Source organism: Thalassolituus pacificus (assembly GCF_025318105.1).
Classification (GTDB): domain Bacteria; phylum Pseudomonadota; class Gammaproteobacteria; order Pseudomonadales; family Oceanobacteraceae; genus Venatoribacter; species Venatoribacter pacificus.
In genome coordinates this window covers 18,641-36,957 of sequence record NZ_JAOANI010000020.1, presented here as the reverse complement: position 1 = coordinate 36,957, position 18,317 = coordinate 18,641, and the positions used below count along the sequence as shown (strand labels likewise).

Sequence of the window (18,317 nt, the reverse complement as noted above, 5' to 3'; positions counted from 1 at the left end):
GTTGGCGTTTACAGGCGCTGATCTCTTTTGTTAGAACGTAAGTCTGAAGGAGTGCAGGATGAAAAAAAGTCTTCATCAGTTTAAATGGCTCTTGATCTATTGGGCACTGGGTGTTGGTACGCTGTTAGTGGTTGCGACGCTAATACGTTTTGCTATGAGCCTGGCCGGAATGGAAGCCCAATAAACATCTTCGGATTTCAGCAAGGGAGCGCTGAATACGCTCCGTTGTGCAACCGATGGCTAAAGTAAATGTTTAATGTGGGTTGCGCGATGCTATCTGTGGCAAGCGCAGCTGCGCGACGATAACGGCCAGTAGTATGCCCCCCAGCACATCGGCTGCGTAGTGATAGCGCAAATACAGAGTTGAAAGGGTGATGCTCAGCGTCATGGTTAATACCAGCAGACGCAACGGCCACGGATACCAGCGCCAGCACAACAGCAGTGTTACCCAGGGCACGGCGGTATGCAGGCTGGGAAAGCAGTCGTAGGCATAGCGGAAGCTGTTGACCGCGTCGTACACCAGGCCATCCTGCGCACCGAGGCTGACGGTGAACGACGCTGCCAGCCATTGACCCGGGCCGATTACCGGCACCAGCAGATACAGCAGCCAGCCAATGACCAGGGTGTAAATAATCCCCTGACGCACAAGAATAAAGGCCGCAGGTTGTTCTGCCCGGTAATAAAACAGCCACAGCAGAGAGCCAACAGGGACGATGTAATAAAAGTGCAGGTAGGCATTTTCCATCAGCAGGGTCATGGCCGGGCTGACCCAATGCTGAATCAGCAGCGGCAGTGGCTGGCCGAACAGCGCGGTATCAAAGGCAATCATCTGCGGGTCCATTAATTCAATGCCCAGCGCATCAATCGCCAGCTCCAGCCGTAATAAACGCATCAGCAGATAACCCAGCAGCATGGCCGGTACTGGCCACAGTTCGCGCAGCAGCCATTCATAACGCGTACTTAATACATTGCGCGCCAGTGCCAGGCGGGTAAGGGCAATCAATAAAAAGAAAATACCCGTGCCGGTTAATGCGGCTTTATTGTCAGCGGGCTGCCATTGGCGGATATCACCAAACAGCAGGGCAAACAGCAGAATGCCGGCGGGAAACAGCAGGGTCAGTTGTTTATCCAGCGACCAGTGCTGCCAGGCACCAGCCCAGCGGCGCAGATTCAATACAGGGGATGTCATGGTGCTGTACGGCTTATTGTTTTTGTTGTTATCAGAAGCAGCCAGTTTACCGTTTTATGACAAGGCGGGGGAGGGAGAAAACGGCCGCAATCCGGGCGGATATGGCCGTTCCGTACAGGCCAAAGCCAGAACCTGTACGGTAGCTGTGCCGTTCAGGAAGGCTGAGCGGCAACAATATCCGGGCGTTTGGTCTGAATAAACTTCACCAGCATGCCGAACTCCAGCAGACACTGCTCCGGAAATTCATCGCGGAATTCCTGAATATTAAAAATCTCCAGCTGGCCGTCCGGTGATTTGGCCGACTGGCTCAGGTCGGTTACCGCCGGGGCATCACGATGCAGCAGGAAAGGAATGGCAAACAGATAAAAACCATCCAGATTCAGATCGTAGCGTGTCAGCATTTCCGCAGGCCAGTTCACATGGCTGTGGAAAGTACCGCCGAGAAATTCGGCTGGTACCTGAATAGCGCTCTGGCCTTCGGCAACGGCGGTTAACGCCTGCGGATCACGGGTGGCGAGCAGGGCATAGAGTGCCAGCCAGGGCGTGGTGCCTTTTTCATTAATTAAATACTGCGGGTCAATGGCACGCGGGCAGGAAATAGCTGCCGGTGCATTCGCCATACTCAGCAATGCCTGCATTTGCTCGTTGCTGAGGCTGATGTCCTGCGGGGGAACACGGCTGATGCCGGTAAAATACAGATGACGCCATTCACCGGCGCTGTGGCCGGCGTTTTTCTTCTCTTGTTCGCTCATTCGCTATCCATTTGCCCGCTATTCTGCACGGGGTTTTTTCAGGGCTTATTTTTTCAGAAGGGGTCATGCTAACCGCGGGATACGGTGGTGGGAAGACAAAGCTACGGGGCTACAGAAAGAAAATAAGAAAAAGATAAGAAAAAGGGGGATAAGAAAAAACAGACGCAGCGGACCCGGTGTATAAACCGCAGGCGCTGCGCCTGTCAAAACACGCTTATTACCGGGAGTTACTGGCTGACAGCCGCCGCTCTGATCAAACGACAGCACAACAAACACCCCAGTAAACCCGGCGGACGACAGCTTGCCACCCTCATAGCGCACCGCCGAACACAGGCCTTCAGAATATGCCTTGGAGGTTATTTTGTCGCTGCGACAGGATGTCGCAGGGAATGAGCCAACCAATCCGCACCGTTCACACTTCGACTTGATCCCGCTGGTCCTGAGCCCGTCGAAGGGGCGGCAAGCTCAAGATAGCCAGTCGAAGGGCGCGCTCACACTTCGACTGCTTCGCGCTCAGTGCGAACGGTGTTTATATACTCCGCTCATCTATTCCCGCTTGTCTCGTCGATCCTGAGCCAGTCGAAGGGCGCCTGCCTTTGACGTTATTCCGTTCGTCCTGAGCCCGTCGAAGGGCGCGCTCAGTGCGAACGGAATTTTATATACCGTTCATCCCGTTGCCCATGAAATAGTCAGACAGCTGCAATAATTATGCAGCCCGCAAAACCATGATTCCGAGGATTCATGTCCTTTATTCTTTGGGCTGGAGGCTAAAGCCGGAGCGTTAAATATGCGGCTTTTGTCAACCATCATGCTGATTAAAAACGATGGACAGTCGCACTCTCAGTACAGATTCTTCAGATCGTGTTTTACCACCTGATCCACCACCAGATGGGTGGCTTTGCCCATTAGTCCTTCACCGCTCATATGCGCCGACAGCGCTTTGGCGAAAGGCGTCAGCTGTTTGGCTTCAATCCGGTGTTCCGGGTTGAATACGCCAGCGTCGGTCAGCGCGCTGGCGCTGGTAAAGCGGATGGCCTGCGGCTCAATAAGTAACCCCAGCTTCGGCACTTTATCGCCAATGGCGCAGGCGGCGAGTAACTGCGGTTCGGTTGTCAGCTGCGCACTGCCGCAGATATGCAGCAGCTGTGGCTGGCCGGGAATCAGCAACAGCAATTCCAGCGCCGGGTTCTGCAACAGGTTGCGCAGGCTGAGCGCGACTTTATTGCCCGGCCGTTCGGCCATAAATAAACGCCCATCGGGCAGCATGCGGATCACACCGGTTTCGTCACCGCGTGGTGAAACGGAGGTAATGCCCTGGGCGTCGCAGGTTTTCAGCAGCAGATACATCGCCTGTTGCAGGTACTCTTTTCTGTCGCTCAGTACGGTGCTATCAGTCAGTACCGCAGTGCTGCTATTGGCGGCATCGTAGTCCCAGAGACCGGAGCGCACAGCCGCGCGCGCGCAGTGCAGATAGGCGCTTTTAACCTGCAGTTGCCAGTGTCCGGATGGTTGCTGCCGGGTCAGGCGGCCGTTGACCCGCAGGGCATGGCCGACGCCTGGTATCAGAAAATACAGGCTGGCGTACTGAGCGCTGTGGCCATGATTGGCTTGCTTGTCTGCTTGCTGGCCTGGCTGTTCGTCCGCTTCGGGCAGGCAGAAGCACACGTTGTTAGCGCTAACCTCCAGCTGGCAGTGGGCAAGACTGACGGGTTGTAATGCCGGAGTACCGCTTTCGCTGGCGACGATCATCACCCGGGCGTGGTTGATAACCTCAAAGCAATAAGCATCCAGCTGTGTCTGTACGCGCTTTTCCAGCAGTGCTGGTGGCGCAGAGATTAATTGCCGCAGTTGCTGCTCGTTCTGAACCTGGTGCTGCATAAGGTGTTCCTCATCGCGTTGGTTGGGGACGTTTTCTTTATCCTAAGCGCGCAGGCGGTCGTTACTCAGGCGACTGGTTGCAAGGTTATGGAATCTGGTTGCAGGCAGAGTACTTTTGGTCTTTTTTCGGGCATTCTTGGCTCTGATCAGGTGAATATATGAAGGGTATTGAATCGTTATGCCCCGCAATAAACTAAGCGTTTCTGCCGTGGCCGTAAAAGATCTGGCCGATGAATTACAGCGCCGCGGTGTGTTATCAGCCACGCAGGTGGCGGTGTATACCAGCACCAAATCGGCAACAGCGCCGCCGCCGGTACACGAGCTTCGTCAGGCAGAAAGTGCGCTGCGCGCCCTGTGGACGGAAGCCCGCAACAACAGCACCGATGACTCTTTGGGACTGAAGATTGGCCTGCAGGTTAATCCGGCTGCCCGCGGCCTACTGGCGCGCTGGATCGCGCATTGCGCCACGCTGGGCGAAGCGCTCACGACGTTTATTGATCATATTCAATTGCTGAACCCCGCCGAACGCTGGCAGTTACTGCCGGCCGGAGATCAGGTTGAAATTCGCTTTGAATTTTTGCTGCCTTATCCGCAGATTGCGGTTGAACGCAGCATGGCGGCGTTGCTGGCCTGGGGCGCGGTACTGGGGAATCTTTCTGCTGCTGGTGCAGCAGGCGATCTTGACGCGATTGCGGTAGGTAAAGCCGAGCTGGCACGGACAGAGCCGGCTGACAGTCAGCTGTTTTATCAATTGTTTGGTGCGGGATTACGGTTTACTGGTGCAGTGAGCGGTGTTAACCGCCTGTGGCTGGATGCTGCGCTGCTGAAGCATCCATTACCGGCGGCGGACGCGTATCTGCGCGACCTGTTGGCGGCGCGCGCGCAGCAGATTCCGCTGGTGAATCATGTTCCGCACGATGCGCCGTTTAAATCACCGCTCAGCCTGCGGGTGCTGGCACTGCTGGAACAGGATATTCATAAATTCAGTCAGATTCAGGCGGTATGTGCGGCGGTGCATATCAGTCGTTCAACGTTATTCCGTAAGCTGAAGCAAGAACACACCAGCTTTACCGAACTGCTGAATCAACAGCGTTTGCGCCTGGCGCGCAGTTCGCAGGCACAGGGTATGAGTACGGCCGAATTAGCAGAGTTACTGGGCTTCAGCGACAGCAGCTCATGCTACAAGTTTATGCGGCGTCTGGCTCCGGTCTGAGACCCGCTGCGACAGAGTGTTGACTGTCATAATTCAGTCATCTGCTGGTCATCAATCCGCCATGATTCTGCAACCCTATGGTCAGCAAAGCGCAACCGCGCTGTCATCGTCTGCTCATTAAATAGATCGCGTTCAGTCTTTGCTGCGGAAAGCACCATGACCCTGACGCGCCGGAATTTTTTAGTTAATTCGTCCCGCTCTGCGGCCTCTCTCGGAATGGCTGCCGCCGCCGGCCCGGCGCTCGCGGGCGGTGGTTTGTCGGGGGCGGCTCTGGCCAATGCATTTCTGCCACAGCAGGATGATCTGATGGCGGTACCACGCTCCAGCGCCTTTCCGTTTCAGCACGGAGTGGCCAGTGGTGATCCGTTAACCGAGCGGGTGATTCTCTGGACCCGCATTACCCCACCGGCATTGGCCGAAACCTACAGCATTCCTTATCGCTGGCGTATCGCCCGCGACCCGCAATTGCGTGAATTAGTGAATGAAGGCTTTGGCTATACCGATATCAGCCGTGATTTTACCGTTAAAGTCGATGCCGATGGCCTGCAGGCCGGGCAGAGTTATTACTATGTGTTTGAAGCGCTGGGGCAGATGTCGGATGTTGGCCGCACACGCACGCTGCCTCAGGGACGGGTAGAGCATCTGCGCATCGCCTTTACCTCCTGTTCGAATTACGCCCGTGGTTATTTCAATGTGTATAAAGAGCTGGCGCAGCGCAGCGATCTGGATGTGGTGCTGCATCTGGGCGATTACATTTACGAATACGCCAACCTCGATGCCGGTTTAAACAGCGGGCGTATTCATCAGCCACCGCGCGAAATCACCACGCTGGACGATTACCGTCAGCGCCATGCCTGTTATAAAACCGATGCCGATTTACAGGAAGTGCATCGCCAGCATCCGTTTATGGTGATCTGGGATGATCACGAAGTGGCGAATAACGCCTGGCCCGGCGGCGCGGATAATCATACCGAGGGCGAAGAAGGGCGCTGGCAGGATCGCCTGAACGGCGCGGTACAGGCGTATATGGAATGGATGCCGATCCGTGAGATGCAGGCCGGACAGCAGGGCATTTACCGCAATTTTCGCTTTGGTGATCTGCTCGATCTGAGTCTGCTCGATACCCGTCTGGCCGGGCGTGATGCCCAGGCCGCCGATAATGCCGACCGCAACCGGGCGGAGCGTACGCTGCTGGGGTATGAGCAGGAAGGCTGGCTGGCAGACACACTGACCAGCGCGCAGCAGGAAAATATCCGCTGGAAACTGTTGGGGCAGCAGGTAATGGTTGGTCAGCTGGGTACCAACGACACGCCGTTTAATTACGATCAGTGGGATGGCTATCCGGCGGCGCGTCAGCGCCTGTTCGACAGCGTGCGTAAAGCTGCGGTGGATAACTGGGTGGTGCTGACCGGCGATATTCACTCCAGCTGGGCCATGGAGCTGCACGATGATCCTTTTGCTGACGAGCCGGGCCCGGCGTTAGGCGTCGAGCTGGTGACCCCGGCGGTTACCTCACCCGGTATTGAAAGCTACCCGCAGGCACAGCTGGCCAGTCGCTCGCTGCAGGCCTTGCTGCCACATCTTAACTTTGTCGATTTTTATTACCGCGGCTATGTGCTGCTGGATATCACCCACGAACGCCTGCAGGCGGAATGGTGGGTAGTGGATAATATCGATTCCCACCGCTACGTCAGTGAGTGCTTGCGCGCGCTGGTGGTGCCGTCCGGGGAGTCTGTTCTGCGTCCGGCGGCAGCGCTTTCAGCCAGTAAAGCAGCTGCCGCACCAGCACCGGGTTTTTCGCCGGGTTTTGCCTGGTTGCGTCACTGGCGGCGTGACCAGGCCAGCAACCTGCTGGATGGTATGTTGGCCGCACAGGATAACGTTGGCAGCGTTTTACCCGGCGGTTAAAACCGTCGGCTGTCTGGCGTCATAAGTCAGGCGGTGGATTACAAAAATAACAAAGACCTTATTAGTGCCTGAGCCGTCCCGAACGGTGATTACCCTCGTCGTAATTCGTCTTATCGTTTCCTGCAATCAAGGTTTTGCACAGTGTGCGGCGCGTATTGCCATAGGTTGAATCTGAACGCCACGACCATGCTGCAAACGGCCCGTTTATGGCAGGCAGGGAGAGGAGATTGTCGTCTGCCGTAGCGGAACGTTACTCGACAGCAGGTTGTTGCTGCTGCCGTTCGCATGGACAAATAATAATGAAAAACTCAGCACATACGCAGCGCTGGCTGCTGACCTCAATGGTCGGCGGCGCAGCATTATTTGGCAGCACGCTGTTTTATGCCCAGCAGGCCGCCGCTTTCTCGCAACCACCACCGGCTCCGGCCCCAGTAGAGCAACGTCAGAATGCCGAAATGGCGGTACATGAACTGGCTCAGGGTTGTTATGCCATTCAGTCGCCGACTAATGGCAAGTACATGAACCGCTACAGTAAGGGCGGCGCTATTGATAACGGACTCGGCTGGCAGTTAAAGGCGACCGATCTGGATTCGGCAGCGAGTTTCTATTTTAAACCGACATCATTTTTCCACTATATGCTGACGGATAAAGACGGCCGTTATCTGGCAACCCATTTGCCGAATGAAATTTCGGCCGGGCGTTACGCCGGTGAGTTTGCCGAATTTAAAATCACCGCCCATGAACAGGGCAACGGTGCTTACCGCTTCAGTTTTTATGGCCCTAAGCTGGCCAAAATTCTGCGCCATAACTACGGTGGCACCGGTCACTATGCCGATGGTGGCCTGTACGTGATCGATATCCTCAACCCCACCAACGCCGGCTCAGAAACCGAATTTAATCTGGTGCCGAAGAGCGACTGTAAACCGTTCCCGGAAGCGGAGCTTAATACCGTAGGCGAGGTGCCGAAAAGCGATGTGAGTGAGCCCATCCGTGGTGCTATCGACCCACACACCCACATCACTTCCTATGAGTTTATGGGCGGTAAATTCCTCCACGGTGAGCCTTTCCACCGCTGGGGTATTGAGACTGCGCTGCGTGACAGCTCGGAAATTCACGGCCCCTGGGGCTCCCTCGATATCATCGGTAACCTGATGGGTTATGACGATGTAAACCACCGCTACGATACCCGCGGCTGGCCGGACTTCCCGTTCTGGCCGAACCGTAAGCAGGTGTCGCATATGCAGTACTACTACAAGTGGATTGAACGCGCGCATAAGGGCGGTCTGCAGATGATGGTCAGCCATCTGGTGGAAAACGAGGTGCTGTGTAATGTGCAGAAAACCGTTAACCCGGCCAGCTGGATTAACCCCAATAACTGCAACACCATGGCCAGTATTCATCTGCAGGTTCGTCGTCTGCAGCAGATGCAGGACTATATCGATGCGCAGCAGGGCGGGCCGGGTAAAGGGTTCTTCCGTCTGGTGAAAACACCGCAGGAAGCCCGCAAGGTGATTGCCGATGGCAAGCTGGCGGTGCTGATGGGCATTGAAGCGTCAGAGTTGTTTAACTGTGGTCTGAAAGACGGTTGCAGCAAAGAAAGCATCGAACGTCAGCTGCAGGAAGTGTACGACGCCGGCGTGCGTGCGCTGTTCCCGGTTCACCGCTTTGACAACCAGCTCGGTGGTACACGTATGGAAGATGGCTTTATCAACGTCGGCCAGTGGCTGTCGAGTGGCCGTTTCTTTGAAACCGAAGTCTGTGATGCCGGAACCGATGGCTCCCGTATGACCAGTGGCTTCCCGCTGCTGGGTACCGTGCCGGTGATCAAGGATATTCTTGCCGGTATTGGCCTGAATCCGCAATACGATGAAAGCCGCCGTCACTGCAACCAGCATGGTCTGAGTGCCAATGGTGAGTATCTGGTGCAGCGTATGATCGATAAAGGCATGATCATCGAAATTGATCACACCTCGGTGAAGAGCGCACGCGCCATTATGGATATCGTCGAGTCGCGTAATTATTCCGGTGTAATTTCCGGTCACAGCCATATGCATCGTAAGCCGGATGGTTCAGCGCACGAAGTGCACCAGCGTATCGCCCGTGCCGGCGGTATGATGTCGCCGTATAACAGCAGTGCCAACAGCCTGAACTGGAGCATCGGTGAATTTATCGACCTGATTGAGCCAACCGGTTATCTGGTGGGTGTGCCATTTGCTACCGATATGGGTGGTATTGGCTCGCAGGCTTATCCGCGCGATAACACCGACACCGATCCGCTGATTTATCCGTTTGAAACCGAAGCCGGTGTGGTGATCGATAAACAGAAAACCGGTAACCGCATCTTTGACCTGAATAACGAAGGCCTGGCTCATTACGGTCTGGTGGCTGACCATATTCAGGATATCCGCACCCATTCCAACTCACGCATTTATGAGTCGGTGATGAACTCGGCGGAAGCCTATCTGCAGATGTGGGAGCGGGCGATTGCCAATGATTCGCCGAAGTATTCCAGCTCGGATGAAAACTGGTTCTCGATTGTTAACCGTGCCAGTGGTCGCTGCATGGATTTACCCGGCAATGATGACCACCTCAGCAACGGCAGCAATGTGCAGTTGTGGGATTGTCAGTTGACCTCTCAGGATCAGAAGTGGCGCTACGATGCGGCCAACCAGATGTTCCGCAACAAAGCCAACCCGGATAAATGTCTGGATAACCGTGGCCAGGCGCACAACAACGGCGGCGTGGTGATCTGGGATTGTGAGGATTCTGACAACCTGCGCTGGACCTACAGCGGTAACAAGCTGGCCAGCAAGCACAACAGCAATATCGTGGCCGATGCTTTCGGTACAGGTAATGACGCTAACGTTGGCCAGTGGAGTTATCACGGTGGTGCCAACCAGCAGTGGGAACTGCGCTTAATGTCGGCAGAAAACCGTTATGCCCAATACCGCAGCGAATCCACCGGCCAGTGCATCAGTGCCACCGGTGGCAGTCATACCGGTGCGCTGGTGGCAATGGCGGCCTGTGACAGCAGTGCCAATCAGTTGTGGCGTTTCGATACCGCGACCGGCCTGATGGTCAATGGTGTTGCCGGAGCCAAGTGTCTGGAAGTGCCGGAGGGTCTGATCTACGACCATACCCTGCTGCAACTGGCTGACTGTGATGCCAATAACCCGGCTCAGCAGTTTAATTATGCCGGCAAACTGCTGCGTTCACGCATCGACAGTAATCAGGTGCTGGACGTTTCCGGTGGCAATACTTCAACGCTGATTATGTACGGCGTGCATGGCGGTGCGAATCAGCGCTGGCATGCGACGGCCAACGGTCAGTGATTTAACTCTGCTATAAAAACGGGAGCTGAGGCTCCCGTTTTTTTATGCTGTTTTTTATGGCATTGGGGCAAACTTCTATGCCCATGGCTGAGCGCCAGGCTGTACATTCCCGACGGCCATTAGCAATGTTTTTTCTCATATTATCGGTCTGAAACAACGGTTTGGCCTGCACTAAACTGTTCCGTTGACGGCTATTACCGACGGAGGTCGTTTACTGTAACAATGACTCGGCAAGCAACCGATGTGCTTAACAGAAGCAAAATAAATGAACGGGAAATACGATGAAACAACACCAATACGAAATTCAGGTAAAACACCTCAGCGATGCTAAGGGGCAGCCATCCACTTATCCGCAAGCCCTGGTTTTTGAAGTGGGAAATCACGACGATATATTCAAAATTGTTGAACGGATTAAATCCCGTGGTGATCTGCAGGGGTATGAAGAAGCCTTTGCTCTTGGCCTGAAACTCTTCAGTGAAGTGATGCTGGAAAATAAAGACCATCCGCTGTTCAGCGAATTTAAACCGCATTTTATGGATTTTATAAAACAGCTGAAAAAAGGCTGAGGCCGTCAGCCCGTTACATCTGGCTCCTACTCACTACATCTGGCTCCCACGCTCTGCGTGGTAGTCCTTGCTGACGCAGCAGCATTCCCACGCGGAGCTTGGGAACGAGCATACATCTCACGTTTTTTGCCCGTTCGCCCTGAGCCTGTCGAAGGGTCCGTTACTTCCTTCGACACGCTCTCTGAGCCCGTCGAAAGGCTCGCTACTCAGGACGAACGACAGTAATTATTGGGAGAAGACTTACATCTGGCTCCCACGCTCTGCGTGGTAGTCCTTGCTGACGCAGCTGCATTCCCACGCGGGGCTTGGGAATTAGAAAAACAGCTGATGCACTCAGCCCGGCATCAGATCAGTGGATATGTCTGCTGGTGTTGCAGAAAAAAGTCGATAAATACGCGCACCCGGTTGGGCATATGTTTAGGTGCCGGATAAACCAGAAAGAGAGGCAGTCGTGGTAATCCGGCCGGATCGGGCAGAGCCTGCAAGGTTCCGGCGGCAACCTCTGGCGCACAAAAGCCAACCGGCAGTATGGCCAGATTCTGGCCTTGTTGGCAGAGCTGTTTGGCCAGCGTCAGATTGTGGGTCAGCAGCTGGCTTTCAGGCCAGTTAAGGTCGCTGGTTAACAGCGGGCGGATATTCAGCGGGTCGGCGATTGGGTAATGCGGCCAGTTAACAGGGGCTTCATTCCGGGCCGGGTGGTTGGCTGCGCAGAAAAACCCCAGCTGTATATCGCCCAGTTTACACGCAACCAGACTCAGCGAACCCGGCGCCCGCCCGCGAATAGCAACGTCCGTCTGGCTGCTGATAAAGTCGACGGTTTCATCGGTGCTGCGCACCTCAACGCTGAGTTTGGGATAACGGGCACTGAATGCCTGCAGCAGAGCGGCAAGCGGCGCCATGGGCAGATCGAGGGGAACACTGATTCTGATGCGGCCGGTCAGGTCCTGCGGGTGGATCAGGCTGTCTTCCAGATCCAGCAGTTGTTCCAGGACCTCTTTACAACGGTTGAAGTACAGACGGCCCTCATCGGTCAGACCGACGGAGCGGGTGGTGCGGTTAAGCAGACGGATGCCGAGATGCTTTTCCAGTGCCTGAATCCGGGCGCTGACCGCCGATGTCGATACTTCCAGACGCCGGCTGGCTGCGGCAAAACTACCGCTGCTGGCGACTTCAATAAAGGTCTGAATGTGCTCTAAGTTTTTCATTATCCCGAAATCCAGGACAGGCCATCAATATTGGGCCTGATTATGTGGATAAAACGCGATGATATTCTCCGCCGCACTGATAAACAACCGGAGAAATCGTTATGCACCACTACCTTACTGCGCTGTGTCTGAGCCTTTTGCTTGGCGCGGCTGATCTGCTGGCCGCAGAGTCCGGAACCGGGCAGGCTGACACGGTCAGCTCTCCTCCGCAGGTCAGTATTACCTGGCTGGGCGGCCCGACCATGCTGCTGGAATTTAATGGTTTTCGTTTGCTGACTGACCCCATGCTGGGCAGTGGTCAGCATGCCTTTATTATGGGCGATCCGAACGAGCCCTTTGACCTGAAGCACGGGCCGAACATTAAAGAACATGCCCGTTTAACGGCGCTGCCTGAGACCGATCTCAGCCAGCTGGATCTGCTGTTGCTCAGCCATGCTCACGAAGATCATTTTGATCAGCAGGCACAAAGCCAGCTGGATAAAGGTCTGCCGCTGCTTGTTCCGGAACATGATCTTGGCGCACTGCGGGCAAAAGGTTTTACGGCGGTACAGAGTCTGGCCTGGCAGCAGAGCCTGGAATATCAGGCCGGTGCCGGTCATATACGCATTACTGCGGTTGCGGCACACCATTCGGCAGATCCTGCTATGGATGCCTTGCTGGGGGCTGGCAATGGTTACTGGCTGGAATTTTCTCAGGGTAACTGGAGCAAAAGATTGTACTGGACGGGGGACACCATGCCGGTCAGTGATGTGCTGACTCAGGTGCAGACGCTGATTCAACAGCGTGGACCGCTGGATATTCTGGTTCCGCATCTTGGCCGGGTAGGGACTCCCGGCCCGCTGGGACAGATCAGCATGGGGGCTTCTGATGTAGTGGATATGGCGCATGCGCTGCAACCGGCGCATCTGTTACCTATCCATCATTCCAGCTATGCGCTGTATCTGGAGCCAATCAGTGTGTTGACTGAGGCCAGCACTGGCGAAGACTACCAGCTGGATTTACCGCAGGAAGGGGTTACCTTGCACTACTGAATGGCAAGCACTCAGCGGCTATAGGTCGGCTGGTCGTACAGGCTGTAATCAATGCCTTCGGCTATCCGGCCGGCTTCCTGTTGCAGGCGGCGTTCGCGGATGCTCATCGAAAAAACCTGCTGATGCATTTCTTCCATTAACTGCTTTAACTCGCTGTTACTGCTTAACCCGAGAAACACACCGGCCTGCATAAACCCCTGCAAACGGAAGCGCTCGGCATCGGAGGCTTTGATGCGTTGTTTGCTGTTGTTAAACATCGTCAGCAGCCGCTTTTTGGCTTCCTCTATAAATTGCTGGCGCAGTGTGGCTGGCGCTGTGTTGTTACTCATGGTGATCCTTAGCACATTGAACATGTATCCCGACGCTATTCTGCCGGGTGTTATTACGCCTGCCAACGGGCAAATTTCTGTCGGTAAGCCAGTGGCGTCAGACCCGTGCTGCGGCGAAACAGTTCACGGAAAAAACGCACATCTTCATAGCCGCAGTCTCGTGCAATCTGTTCAACCTGACGGCGGCTGGTGGTCAGCGCCTGACGGGCTTTTTCCATGCGCAAAGCCTGAATATAAGCCAGTGGTGGTTGCTGTACGGCCAGGGTAAAACGGCGTTTGAACTGACGCTCGCTGAGGTGAGCGCGTGCCGCCAGATCGGCCAGGGTAAAGGGTTCTGCGGCGTGCTGATCAAGCCAGTCCTGAATTTCCAGAATACGTTCATCCTGATGCTGTCGCTCAGGCATAAAACCGCTGTACTGCAACTGGCTGTGGCGGTCGGAATCAATCAGCACCGTACGCGCCACTTGCAGGGCGACACCTTCGCCAAAATAATCGCGCACCAGTTGCAGACTCATATCCTGATAGGCGCTGGCTCCACCGGAGCAGCTGATATTGCCATCGTGGGTCAGCATGGCGTTTTTCTGCCATAAAACAGCGGGAAACTGCTGCTGCAGCCAGTCGCTAACCGCCCAGTGGCTGGTGGCCTGCCTGCCTTCCAGTATGCCCGCCGCAGCCAGCACAAAAGCTCCGGTGCAGATACTCACCATACGGGTGCCACGCTGATGAAGAGTGTGTATCTGCTGCAGGGTACTGGCCTGCAATGCATCCGGGCGTTTTCGCGGATCGCCAATAGCGGCGACGATAAGCAGGTCGGCCTGTTCAACATCGGCCAGACGGGTATGAGCGTTGAGGCTGATGCCGCCGTGACCGCTGATGGTTTGCTGCTGTTCTGCCGCGACCTCAATCTGCCAGTCGTGGGCGGCAGCCAGGCGCGCGCCCAACAGCAGAATCTCCAGTGGCCCGGAAACCGACGATAACGGGCAGTGGTTCAAAGCCAGAATAACGCAGCGAGGCATAACGGTATCTCAAATAATGTGGCCCGATTGTCTACCATGTTGGGCTTATATGCCACCTTATGGCCAGCCTGATTCTGCGCCAGAATGATTTCAACAACCTGCGGCTCTCTCCCGATGGCAACAGGCCCTGATAACACAGAGAACAGAGCAGTGATGACAGCGACCGATAACAAAGCATTGATCGAGCATTTCTATCGTGCCTTTCAGCAAAAGGATTATCAGAACATGGCGGCGTGCTATCACCCGCAGGCGACCTTCCGCGATGAAGCTTTCGGCCTGAATGGCGCAGAAGAAATCGGTGCCATGTGGCAGATGCTGTGTGAACGCGGCAAAGACATGCAGATGACCTTCGCCGTTACTGAGCATCACGGCGGGCGGATAACGGCACACTGGGAGGCACAGTACACCTTCAGCCAGAGCGGCCGGCGGGTGCACAATAAAATTGACGCTGAGTTTGAATTTCTGGATGGCAAAATCATTCAGCACATTGATCGCTTCAGTTTCTGGAACTGGAGTCGTCAGGCGCTGGGCTTGCCGGGTTTATTATTGGGCTGGACGCCACTGCTTAAGAATAAAGTACAGACCATGGCGATGAAGAATTTACGCTCGTTTATGAAAAGCAACGGGCGCTAATGCGTTGCTCCCGTTACCTTGGGTACCTCTGCATAATTCAGATGCATGATTCAGATGCATGATTCAGATGCATGATTCAGATGCATGATTCAGATGCATGATTCAGATGCATGATTCAGAGGTGCCCCGGATCATTATTTATTGCTTTAAAAAAGCCAGTGCATCGGCGGCACTCTCGGCCGGCAATTCTTCCATCGGCATATGACCGCAATCATCATAAATAATGGTGCGCGCCTGGGGCAGGGCTTTGGCGAATTTCTCGGCATGCGCCAGCGGAATCCAGGCATCGTTACGGCCCCACATAATCAACACCGGCTGGGTTACATTTTTCAGCGGTGCGGTATCAAAGCCGGCACGATTGCGGATAAAGCGTAATACAGCGGCACCGGCACCACGGTTACCGGCACGCATAAATAAATCGTAGTAACGCTCCAGTACGGGTTTGGTCAGCCGCTCTTTCTGGCTGTAGGTGGTGCGGATGGTGGCGTACATAGCTTTACGCGGTACCGGCATCATCGATGCCATCCAGCCGCTGAGTGGCAGTCCCATACTCAGCAGTACCGGTGGCGGCACAAAGAAAAAGCCCGCACTGTCGAGCAGAATAACCTTATTAACCTTGTGCGGATAACGACCGGCAAACTCCCAGCTCATCCAGCCGCCCAGAGAATTACCGGCCAATGAGCACTGCTTAATGCCTAATGCGTCGGTAAATTCGTTGAGGAAATCGCTGTAAATATATTTAAACATGCCGCGCGGGTGTGCGCCGGTAAGGCCAAAATTCGGGCTGTCGATACTGATAACACGGAAATCTTTGCTGAGAATATCGGTCCAGTCATTCCAGGTATGCAGCGACGAAAAAATACCGTGCAGCAGAATCAATACCGGTGCTTTATCCGGTTCGGCGCAGCGGCAGACATCACGGTAATGTACGTTCATCCCCTGCAGTTCAATAAACTGAGATTCGGCGGTAGTGTGGCGTGCCAGCATTTCCTCCAGCGAAACCGCGCCAACTTCACCTTTAAAACCGTTTTGCATGGTCTGCCAGAAATTCATCAGCATGGAGTATTCCTAAGTAATGGGTGCAAGGGACAGGCTGGCAGCCATTGTGCGAGCAGATGCACGCTTTGGTAAGGGAACATTGCGCCAGATTTCAGGCGTAAACGGGTGCTGAGCTGCCGTGATCTGACCGCATTTACCGATATGATCAAAGAATGTTCTTTATCAGGAAGATACATCGGCACTTATGCGAACCTTGTCGCATGCTGTGCATCGAATTGTAAAATCAGGCCAATGGCTGCTGCGTCACGCCGGAGGCTGGTGTTAAACTGGCGGTTCGTTTAACAAGGAAACACTATTCATGGAATATTTGCTGAGCAAACTCTTATCGGTCGAAGCCTTTGCGCTGATTTTTATTCTGGTGGTGCTGAAAAAAAGCATCATCTTCGTACCGCAAAACCGCGCCTGGCTGATTGAGCGTTTTGGAAAGTTTCAGGGCACTAAAGAAGCCGGTCTGAACTTTGTCATCCCTTTTGTTGACCGTATCGCCTCTGATCGTAGCCTGAAAGAACAGGCCGTCGATGTACCCAGCCAATCGGCCATCACCAAAGACAACATCACTCTGTCGGTTGACGGTGTACTCTACTTCCGCGTACTTGATCCGTACAAAGCAACCTATGGCGTTGACGATTATGTATTTGCCGTAACGCAGCTGGCGCAGACCACCATGCGTTCGGAACTGGGTAAAATGGAACTCGACCGCACCTTCGAAGAACGTAGCGTGCTGAACACCAACATCGTATCGTCGATTAACGAAGCCGCCGAGCCATGGGGTATTCAGGTTCTGCGTTACGAAATTAAAGACATTGTGCCGCCAAAATCGGTGATGGAGTCGATGGAAGCGCAAATGAAGGCTGAGCGGGTTAAACGCGCGCAGATTCTGGAGTCTGAAGGTGACCGTCAGGCCGCAATTAACGTTGCAGAAGGTCGTAAACAGGCTCAGGTTCTGGCGGCCGAGGCCGATAAAGCCGAACAGGTATTGAACGCCGAAGGTGAAGCCCAGGCCATTCTGGCGGTTGCAGAAGCAAAAGCTGAAGCGCTGCGCAAAATTGGTGAAGCGGCCAATACGGCCGAAGGTCAGAAAGCCATTCAGCTGGATCTGGCGACTAAAGCCATTGAAGCCAAAGCGGCCATCGCCAAAGAATCTTCTGTTGTTCTGCTGCCAGACGCCGGCACCGATGCCAGTTCGCTGGTGGCGCAGTCGATGGCGATTATCAATTCATTAAATAATAAAAAGGAATAAATTATGGAATTGCTGCAACAGAATCTTCCTCAGACATTGATGGTGGTTGGTATTGCCGCACTGATTATTGAAGTAGCGGTATTAGGTTTTGCGACCTTTATCCTGCTGTTTTTCGGTGCCTCATTGCTGATTACCGGGTTTTTCATGAGTCTGGATCTGTTGCCTGCAACTGCTACCGCAGCGCTGTGGAGTAACGCCATATTAACGCTGTTACTGGCGTTAGCGCTGTGGAAACCATTGCAACGGATGCAAAATAAAGTACAGAAAGACAGCATCAGAAGCGATTTCGCCCGCCAGCCTTTTATGCTGGAAGACGATGTTGATGGCGCCGGAAAAACCGAATACTCCTACTCCGGAATCCGCTGGAAACTGAAAAGCTTTGAACCTATTGCCAAAGGCACCATGGTGGAAGTGATTAAAGTGGATGTTGGTGTGTTGTGGGTTAAGCCACTGGAAAGCGCTGATTCACAGTGAGTTCCGGAAAATAAAAAAGCCTCTGCGGAGCACTACTGTCCCACAGTTTTTAATCAGCACCGTAGTTGGCAAAAACAGCATTTTTTAACATCAAGGCCTGCTGCCTCGCAGGGGAACTTATCCCCTTGCCGGCGGGCCGACCCCAGCTTCGCGCTTTCTGGGCCGTATTCCTTGAAACCTTGATATTTACTGGCCGCGTGCCTCATCGGCCATCCATGGCTGGAGCCACTTGTCCGCATCCCTGCGGACAGACCAGAAATATCATCGGTTTCTGCGGCGGCCCCAGAGGCGCAGAAAACCGTCACCGCGATGCTGCTTTTCAGAGCAAGTAGCTGAACTGAAATTTCATGTCTCAAACGTTTTTTCCGTTGAAATACGGCTGAGCGGATTGCTTAAACCGGCGATCGTGCGGCGCCAGACAACCAGATGATTCTGCGGCCTTCAGAGCAAAACCCTGCCCCGGAACGATACAAATTGTTGGTATTTAAAAGA

16 protein-coding genes are annotated in these 18,317 nt (G+C 54.3%); 9 read left to right on the top strand and 7 right to left on the bottom strand.

The features are described from left to right. The first annotated feature begins 58 nt into the window (after window positions 1–58). Entirely contained in the window at window positions 59–184 is a 126-nt protein-coding gene (locus NYR02_RS13175; RefSeq protein WP_260976827.1) for a DUF2474 family protein, read from the top strand. Window positions 185–253: 69 nt separating this feature from the next. Here NYR02_RS13175 and NYR02_RS13170 read toward each other — a convergent pair whose 3' ends face one another. From NYR02_RS13170 to NYR02_RS13160, 3 genes are all read right to left on the bottom strand, one after another. Further along, on the bottom strand, window positions 254–1,189 hold the full coding sequence (locus NYR02_RS13170; RefSeq protein ID WP_260976826.1) for a phosphatase PAP2 family protein: 936 nt from the start codon (window positions 1,187–1,189) through the stop codon (window positions 254–256). A gap of 152 nt (window positions 1,190–1,341) precedes the next feature. Beyond that, window positions 1,342–1,941: a hypothetical protein gene (locus NYR02_RS13165; protein ID WP_260976825.1), complete on the bottom strand. Its 600-nt coding sequence runs from the start codon at window positions 1,939–1,941 to the stop codon at window positions 1,342–1,344. An 840-nt stretch (window positions 1,942–2,781) separates the two neighbouring features. Beyond that, on the bottom strand, window positions 2,782–3,819 hold the full coding sequence (locus tag NYR02_RS13160) for a PNPOx family protein (RefSeq protein ID WP_260976824.1): 1,038 nt from the start codon (window positions 3,817–3,819) through the stop codon (window positions 2,782–2,784). Between the two features lie 178 nt (window positions 3,820–3,997). Here NYR02_RS13160 and NYR02_RS13155 point away from each other — a divergent pair, with 178 nt between their 5' ends. The 4 genes from NYR02_RS13155 to NYR02_RS13140 all read left to right on the top strand — a co-directional run bounded on the left by NYR02_RS13155 (window position 3,998) and on the right by NYR02_RS13140 (window position 10,838). Next, complete coding sequence (locus NYR02_RS13155) at window positions 3,998–5,032, top strand: AraC family transcriptional regulator (RefSeq protein WP_260976823.1); 1,035 nt, start codon at window positions 3,998–4,000, stop codon at window positions 5,030–5,032. A 156-nt stretch (window positions 5,033–5,188) separates the two neighbouring features. Continuing rightward, the gene (locus NYR02_RS13150; RefSeq protein ID WP_260976822.1) at window positions 5,189–6,940 is read left to right on the top strand and encodes an alkaline phosphatase D family protein; all 1,752 of its coding nucleotides are present in this window, start codon (window positions 5,189–5,191) and stop codon (window positions 6,938–6,940) included. A 299-nt stretch (window positions 6,941–7,239) separates the two neighbouring features. Then, window positions 7,240–10,272: a ricin-type beta-trefoil lectin domain protein gene (locus NYR02_RS13145; RefSeq protein ID WP_260976821.1), complete on the top strand. Its 3,033-nt coding sequence runs from the start codon at window positions 7,240–7,242 to the stop codon at window positions 10,270–10,272. A 281-nt stretch (window positions 10,273–10,553) separates the two neighbouring features. Next, window positions 10,554–10,838, top strand: coding sequence for a DUF3861 domain-containing protein (locus tag NYR02_RS13140; protein WP_260976820.1), 285 nt, complete (start codon window positions 10,554–10,556; stop codon window positions 10,836–10,838). A 344-nt stretch (window positions 10,839–11,182) separates the two neighbouring features. Here the strand turns inward: NYR02_RS13140 and NYR02_RS13135 are convergent, their stop codons facing one another. Next, on the bottom strand, window positions 11,183–12,043 hold the full coding sequence (locus tag NYR02_RS13135) for a LysR family transcriptional regulator (protein WP_260976819.1): 861 nt from the start codon (window positions 12,041–12,043) through the stop codon (window positions 11,183–11,185). Window positions 12,044–12,144: 101 nt separating this feature from the next. Between NYR02_RS13135 and NYR02_RS13130 the strand changes: the two genes are divergently transcribed. After that, the gene (locus NYR02_RS13130; RefSeq protein ID WP_260976818.1) at window positions 12,145–13,074 is read left to right on the top strand and encodes an MBL fold metallo-hydrolase; all 930 of its coding nucleotides are present in this window, start codon (window positions 12,145–12,147) and stop codon (window positions 13,072–13,074) included. An 11-nt stretch (window positions 13,075–13,085) separates the two neighbouring features. Here the strand turns inward: NYR02_RS13130 and NYR02_RS13125 are convergent, their stop codons facing one another. Then, entirely contained in the window at window positions 13,086–13,403 is a 318-nt protein-coding gene (locus tag NYR02_RS13125; RefSeq protein WP_260976817.1) for a hypothetical protein, read from the bottom strand. 53 nt (window positions 13,404–13,456) lie between these two features. Continuing rightward, complete coding sequence (locus tag NYR02_RS13120) at window positions 13,457–14,419, bottom strand: GlxA family transcriptional regulator (protein WP_260976816.1); 963 nt, start codon at window positions 14,417–14,419, stop codon at window positions 13,457–13,459. A gap of 153 nt (window positions 14,420–14,572) precedes the next feature. Between NYR02_RS13120 and NYR02_RS13115 the strand changes: the two genes are divergently transcribed. After that, the gene (locus NYR02_RS13115; RefSeq protein ID WP_260976815.1) at window positions 14,573–15,052 is read left to right on the top strand and encodes a nuclear transport factor 2 family protein; all 480 of its coding nucleotides are present in this window, start codon (window positions 14,573–14,575) and stop codon (window positions 15,050–15,052) included. A gap of 138 nt (window positions 15,053–15,190) precedes the next feature. Here NYR02_RS13115 and NYR02_RS13110 read toward each other — a convergent pair whose 3' ends face one another. Continuing rightward, the gene (locus NYR02_RS13110; RefSeq protein ID WP_260976814.1) at window positions 15,191–16,111 is read right to left on the bottom strand and encodes an alpha/beta fold hydrolase; all 921 of its coding nucleotides are present in this window, start codon (window positions 16,109–16,111) and stop codon (window positions 15,191–15,193) included. A 298-nt stretch (window positions 16,112–16,409) separates the two neighbouring features. Here NYR02_RS13110 and NYR02_RS13105 point away from each other — a divergent pair, with 298 nt between their 5' ends. Both NYR02_RS13105 and NYR02_RS13100 read left to right on the top strand, forming a co-directional pair. Beyond that, the gene (locus NYR02_RS13105; RefSeq protein ID WP_260976813.1) at window positions 16,410–17,351 is read left to right on the top strand and encodes an SPFH domain-containing protein; all 942 of its coding nucleotides are present in this window, start codon (window positions 16,410–16,412) and stop codon (window positions 17,349–17,351) included. Between the two features lie 3 nt (window positions 17,352–17,354). Continuing rightward, the gene (locus NYR02_RS13100; protein ID WP_260976812.1) at window positions 17,355–17,825 is read left to right on the top strand and encodes an NfeD family protein; all 471 of its coding nucleotides are present in this window, start codon (window positions 17,355–17,357) and stop codon (window positions 17,823–17,825) included. The last annotated feature ends 492 nt before the right edge of the window (window positions 17,826–18,317 follow it).

What these genes read in the sequence shown, in the direction of transcription:
- NYR02_RS13150 (WP_260976822.1), top strand. Translation starts at nt 5,189, where the DNA reads ATGACCCTGACGCGCCGGAATTTTTTAGTTAATTCGTCCCGCTCTGCG.
- NYR02_RS13155 (WP_260976823.1), top strand. Translation starts at nt 3,998, where the DNA reads ATGCCCCGCAATAAACTAAGCGTTTCTGCCGTGGCCGTAAAAGATCTG.
- NYR02_RS13115 (WP_260976815.1), top strand. Translation starts at nt 14,573, where the DNA reads ATGACAGCGACCGATAACAAAGCATTGATCGAGCATTTCTATCGTGCC.
- NYR02_RS13160 (WP_260976824.1), bottom strand. Translation starts at nt 3,819, where the DNA reads ATGCAGCACCAGGTTCAGAACGAGCAGCAACTGCGGCAATTAATCTCT.
- NYR02_RS13135 (WP_260976819.1), bottom strand. Translation starts at nt 12,043, where the DNA reads ATGAAAAACTTAGAGCACATTCAGACCTTTATTGAAGTCGCCAGCAGC.
- NYR02_RS13130 (WP_260976818.1), top strand. Translation starts at nt 12,145, where the DNA reads ATGCACCACTACCTTACTGCGCTGTGTCTGAGCCTTTTGCTTGGCGCG.
- NYR02_RS13175 (WP_260976827.1), top strand. Translation starts at nt 59, where the DNA reads ATGAAAAAAAGTCTTCATCAGTTTAAATGGCTCTTGATCTATTGGGCA.
- NYR02_RS13105 (WP_260976813.1), top strand. Translation starts at nt 16,410, where the DNA reads ATGGAATATTTGCTGAGCAAACTCTTATCGGTCGAAGCCTTTGCGCTG.
- NYR02_RS13165 (WP_260976825.1), bottom strand. Translation starts at nt 1,941, where the DNA reads ATGAGCGAACAAGAGAAGAAAAACGCCGGCCACAGCGCCGGTGAATGG.
- NYR02_RS13120 (WP_260976816.1), bottom strand. Translation starts at nt 14,419, where the DNA reads ATGCCTCGCTGCGTTATTCTGGCTTTGAACCACTGCCCGTTATCGTCG.
- NYR02_RS13170 (WP_260976826.1), bottom strand. Translation starts at nt 1,189, where the DNA reads ATGACATCCCCTGTATTGAATCTGCGCCGCTGGGCTGGTGCCTGGCAG.
- NYR02_RS13125 (WP_260976817.1), bottom strand. Translation starts at nt 13,403, where the DNA reads ATGAGTAACAACACAGCGCCAGCCACACTGCGCCAGCAATTTATAGAG.
- NYR02_RS13110 (WP_260976814.1), bottom strand. Translation starts at nt 16,111, where the DNA reads ATGCTGATGAATTTCTGGCAGACCATGCAAAACGGTTTTAAAGGTGAA.
- NYR02_RS13140 (WP_260976820.1), top strand. Translation starts at nt 10,554, where the DNA reads ATGAAACAACACCAATACGAAATTCAGGTAAAACACCTCAGCGATGCT.
- NYR02_RS13145 (WP_260976821.1), top strand. Translation starts at nt 7,240, where the DNA reads ATGAAAAACTCAGCACATACGCAGCGCTGGCTGCTGACCTCAATGGTC.
- NYR02_RS13100 (WP_260976812.1), top strand. Translation starts at nt 17,355, where the DNA reads ATGGAATTGCTGCAACAGAATCTTCCTCAGACATTGATGGTGGTTGGT.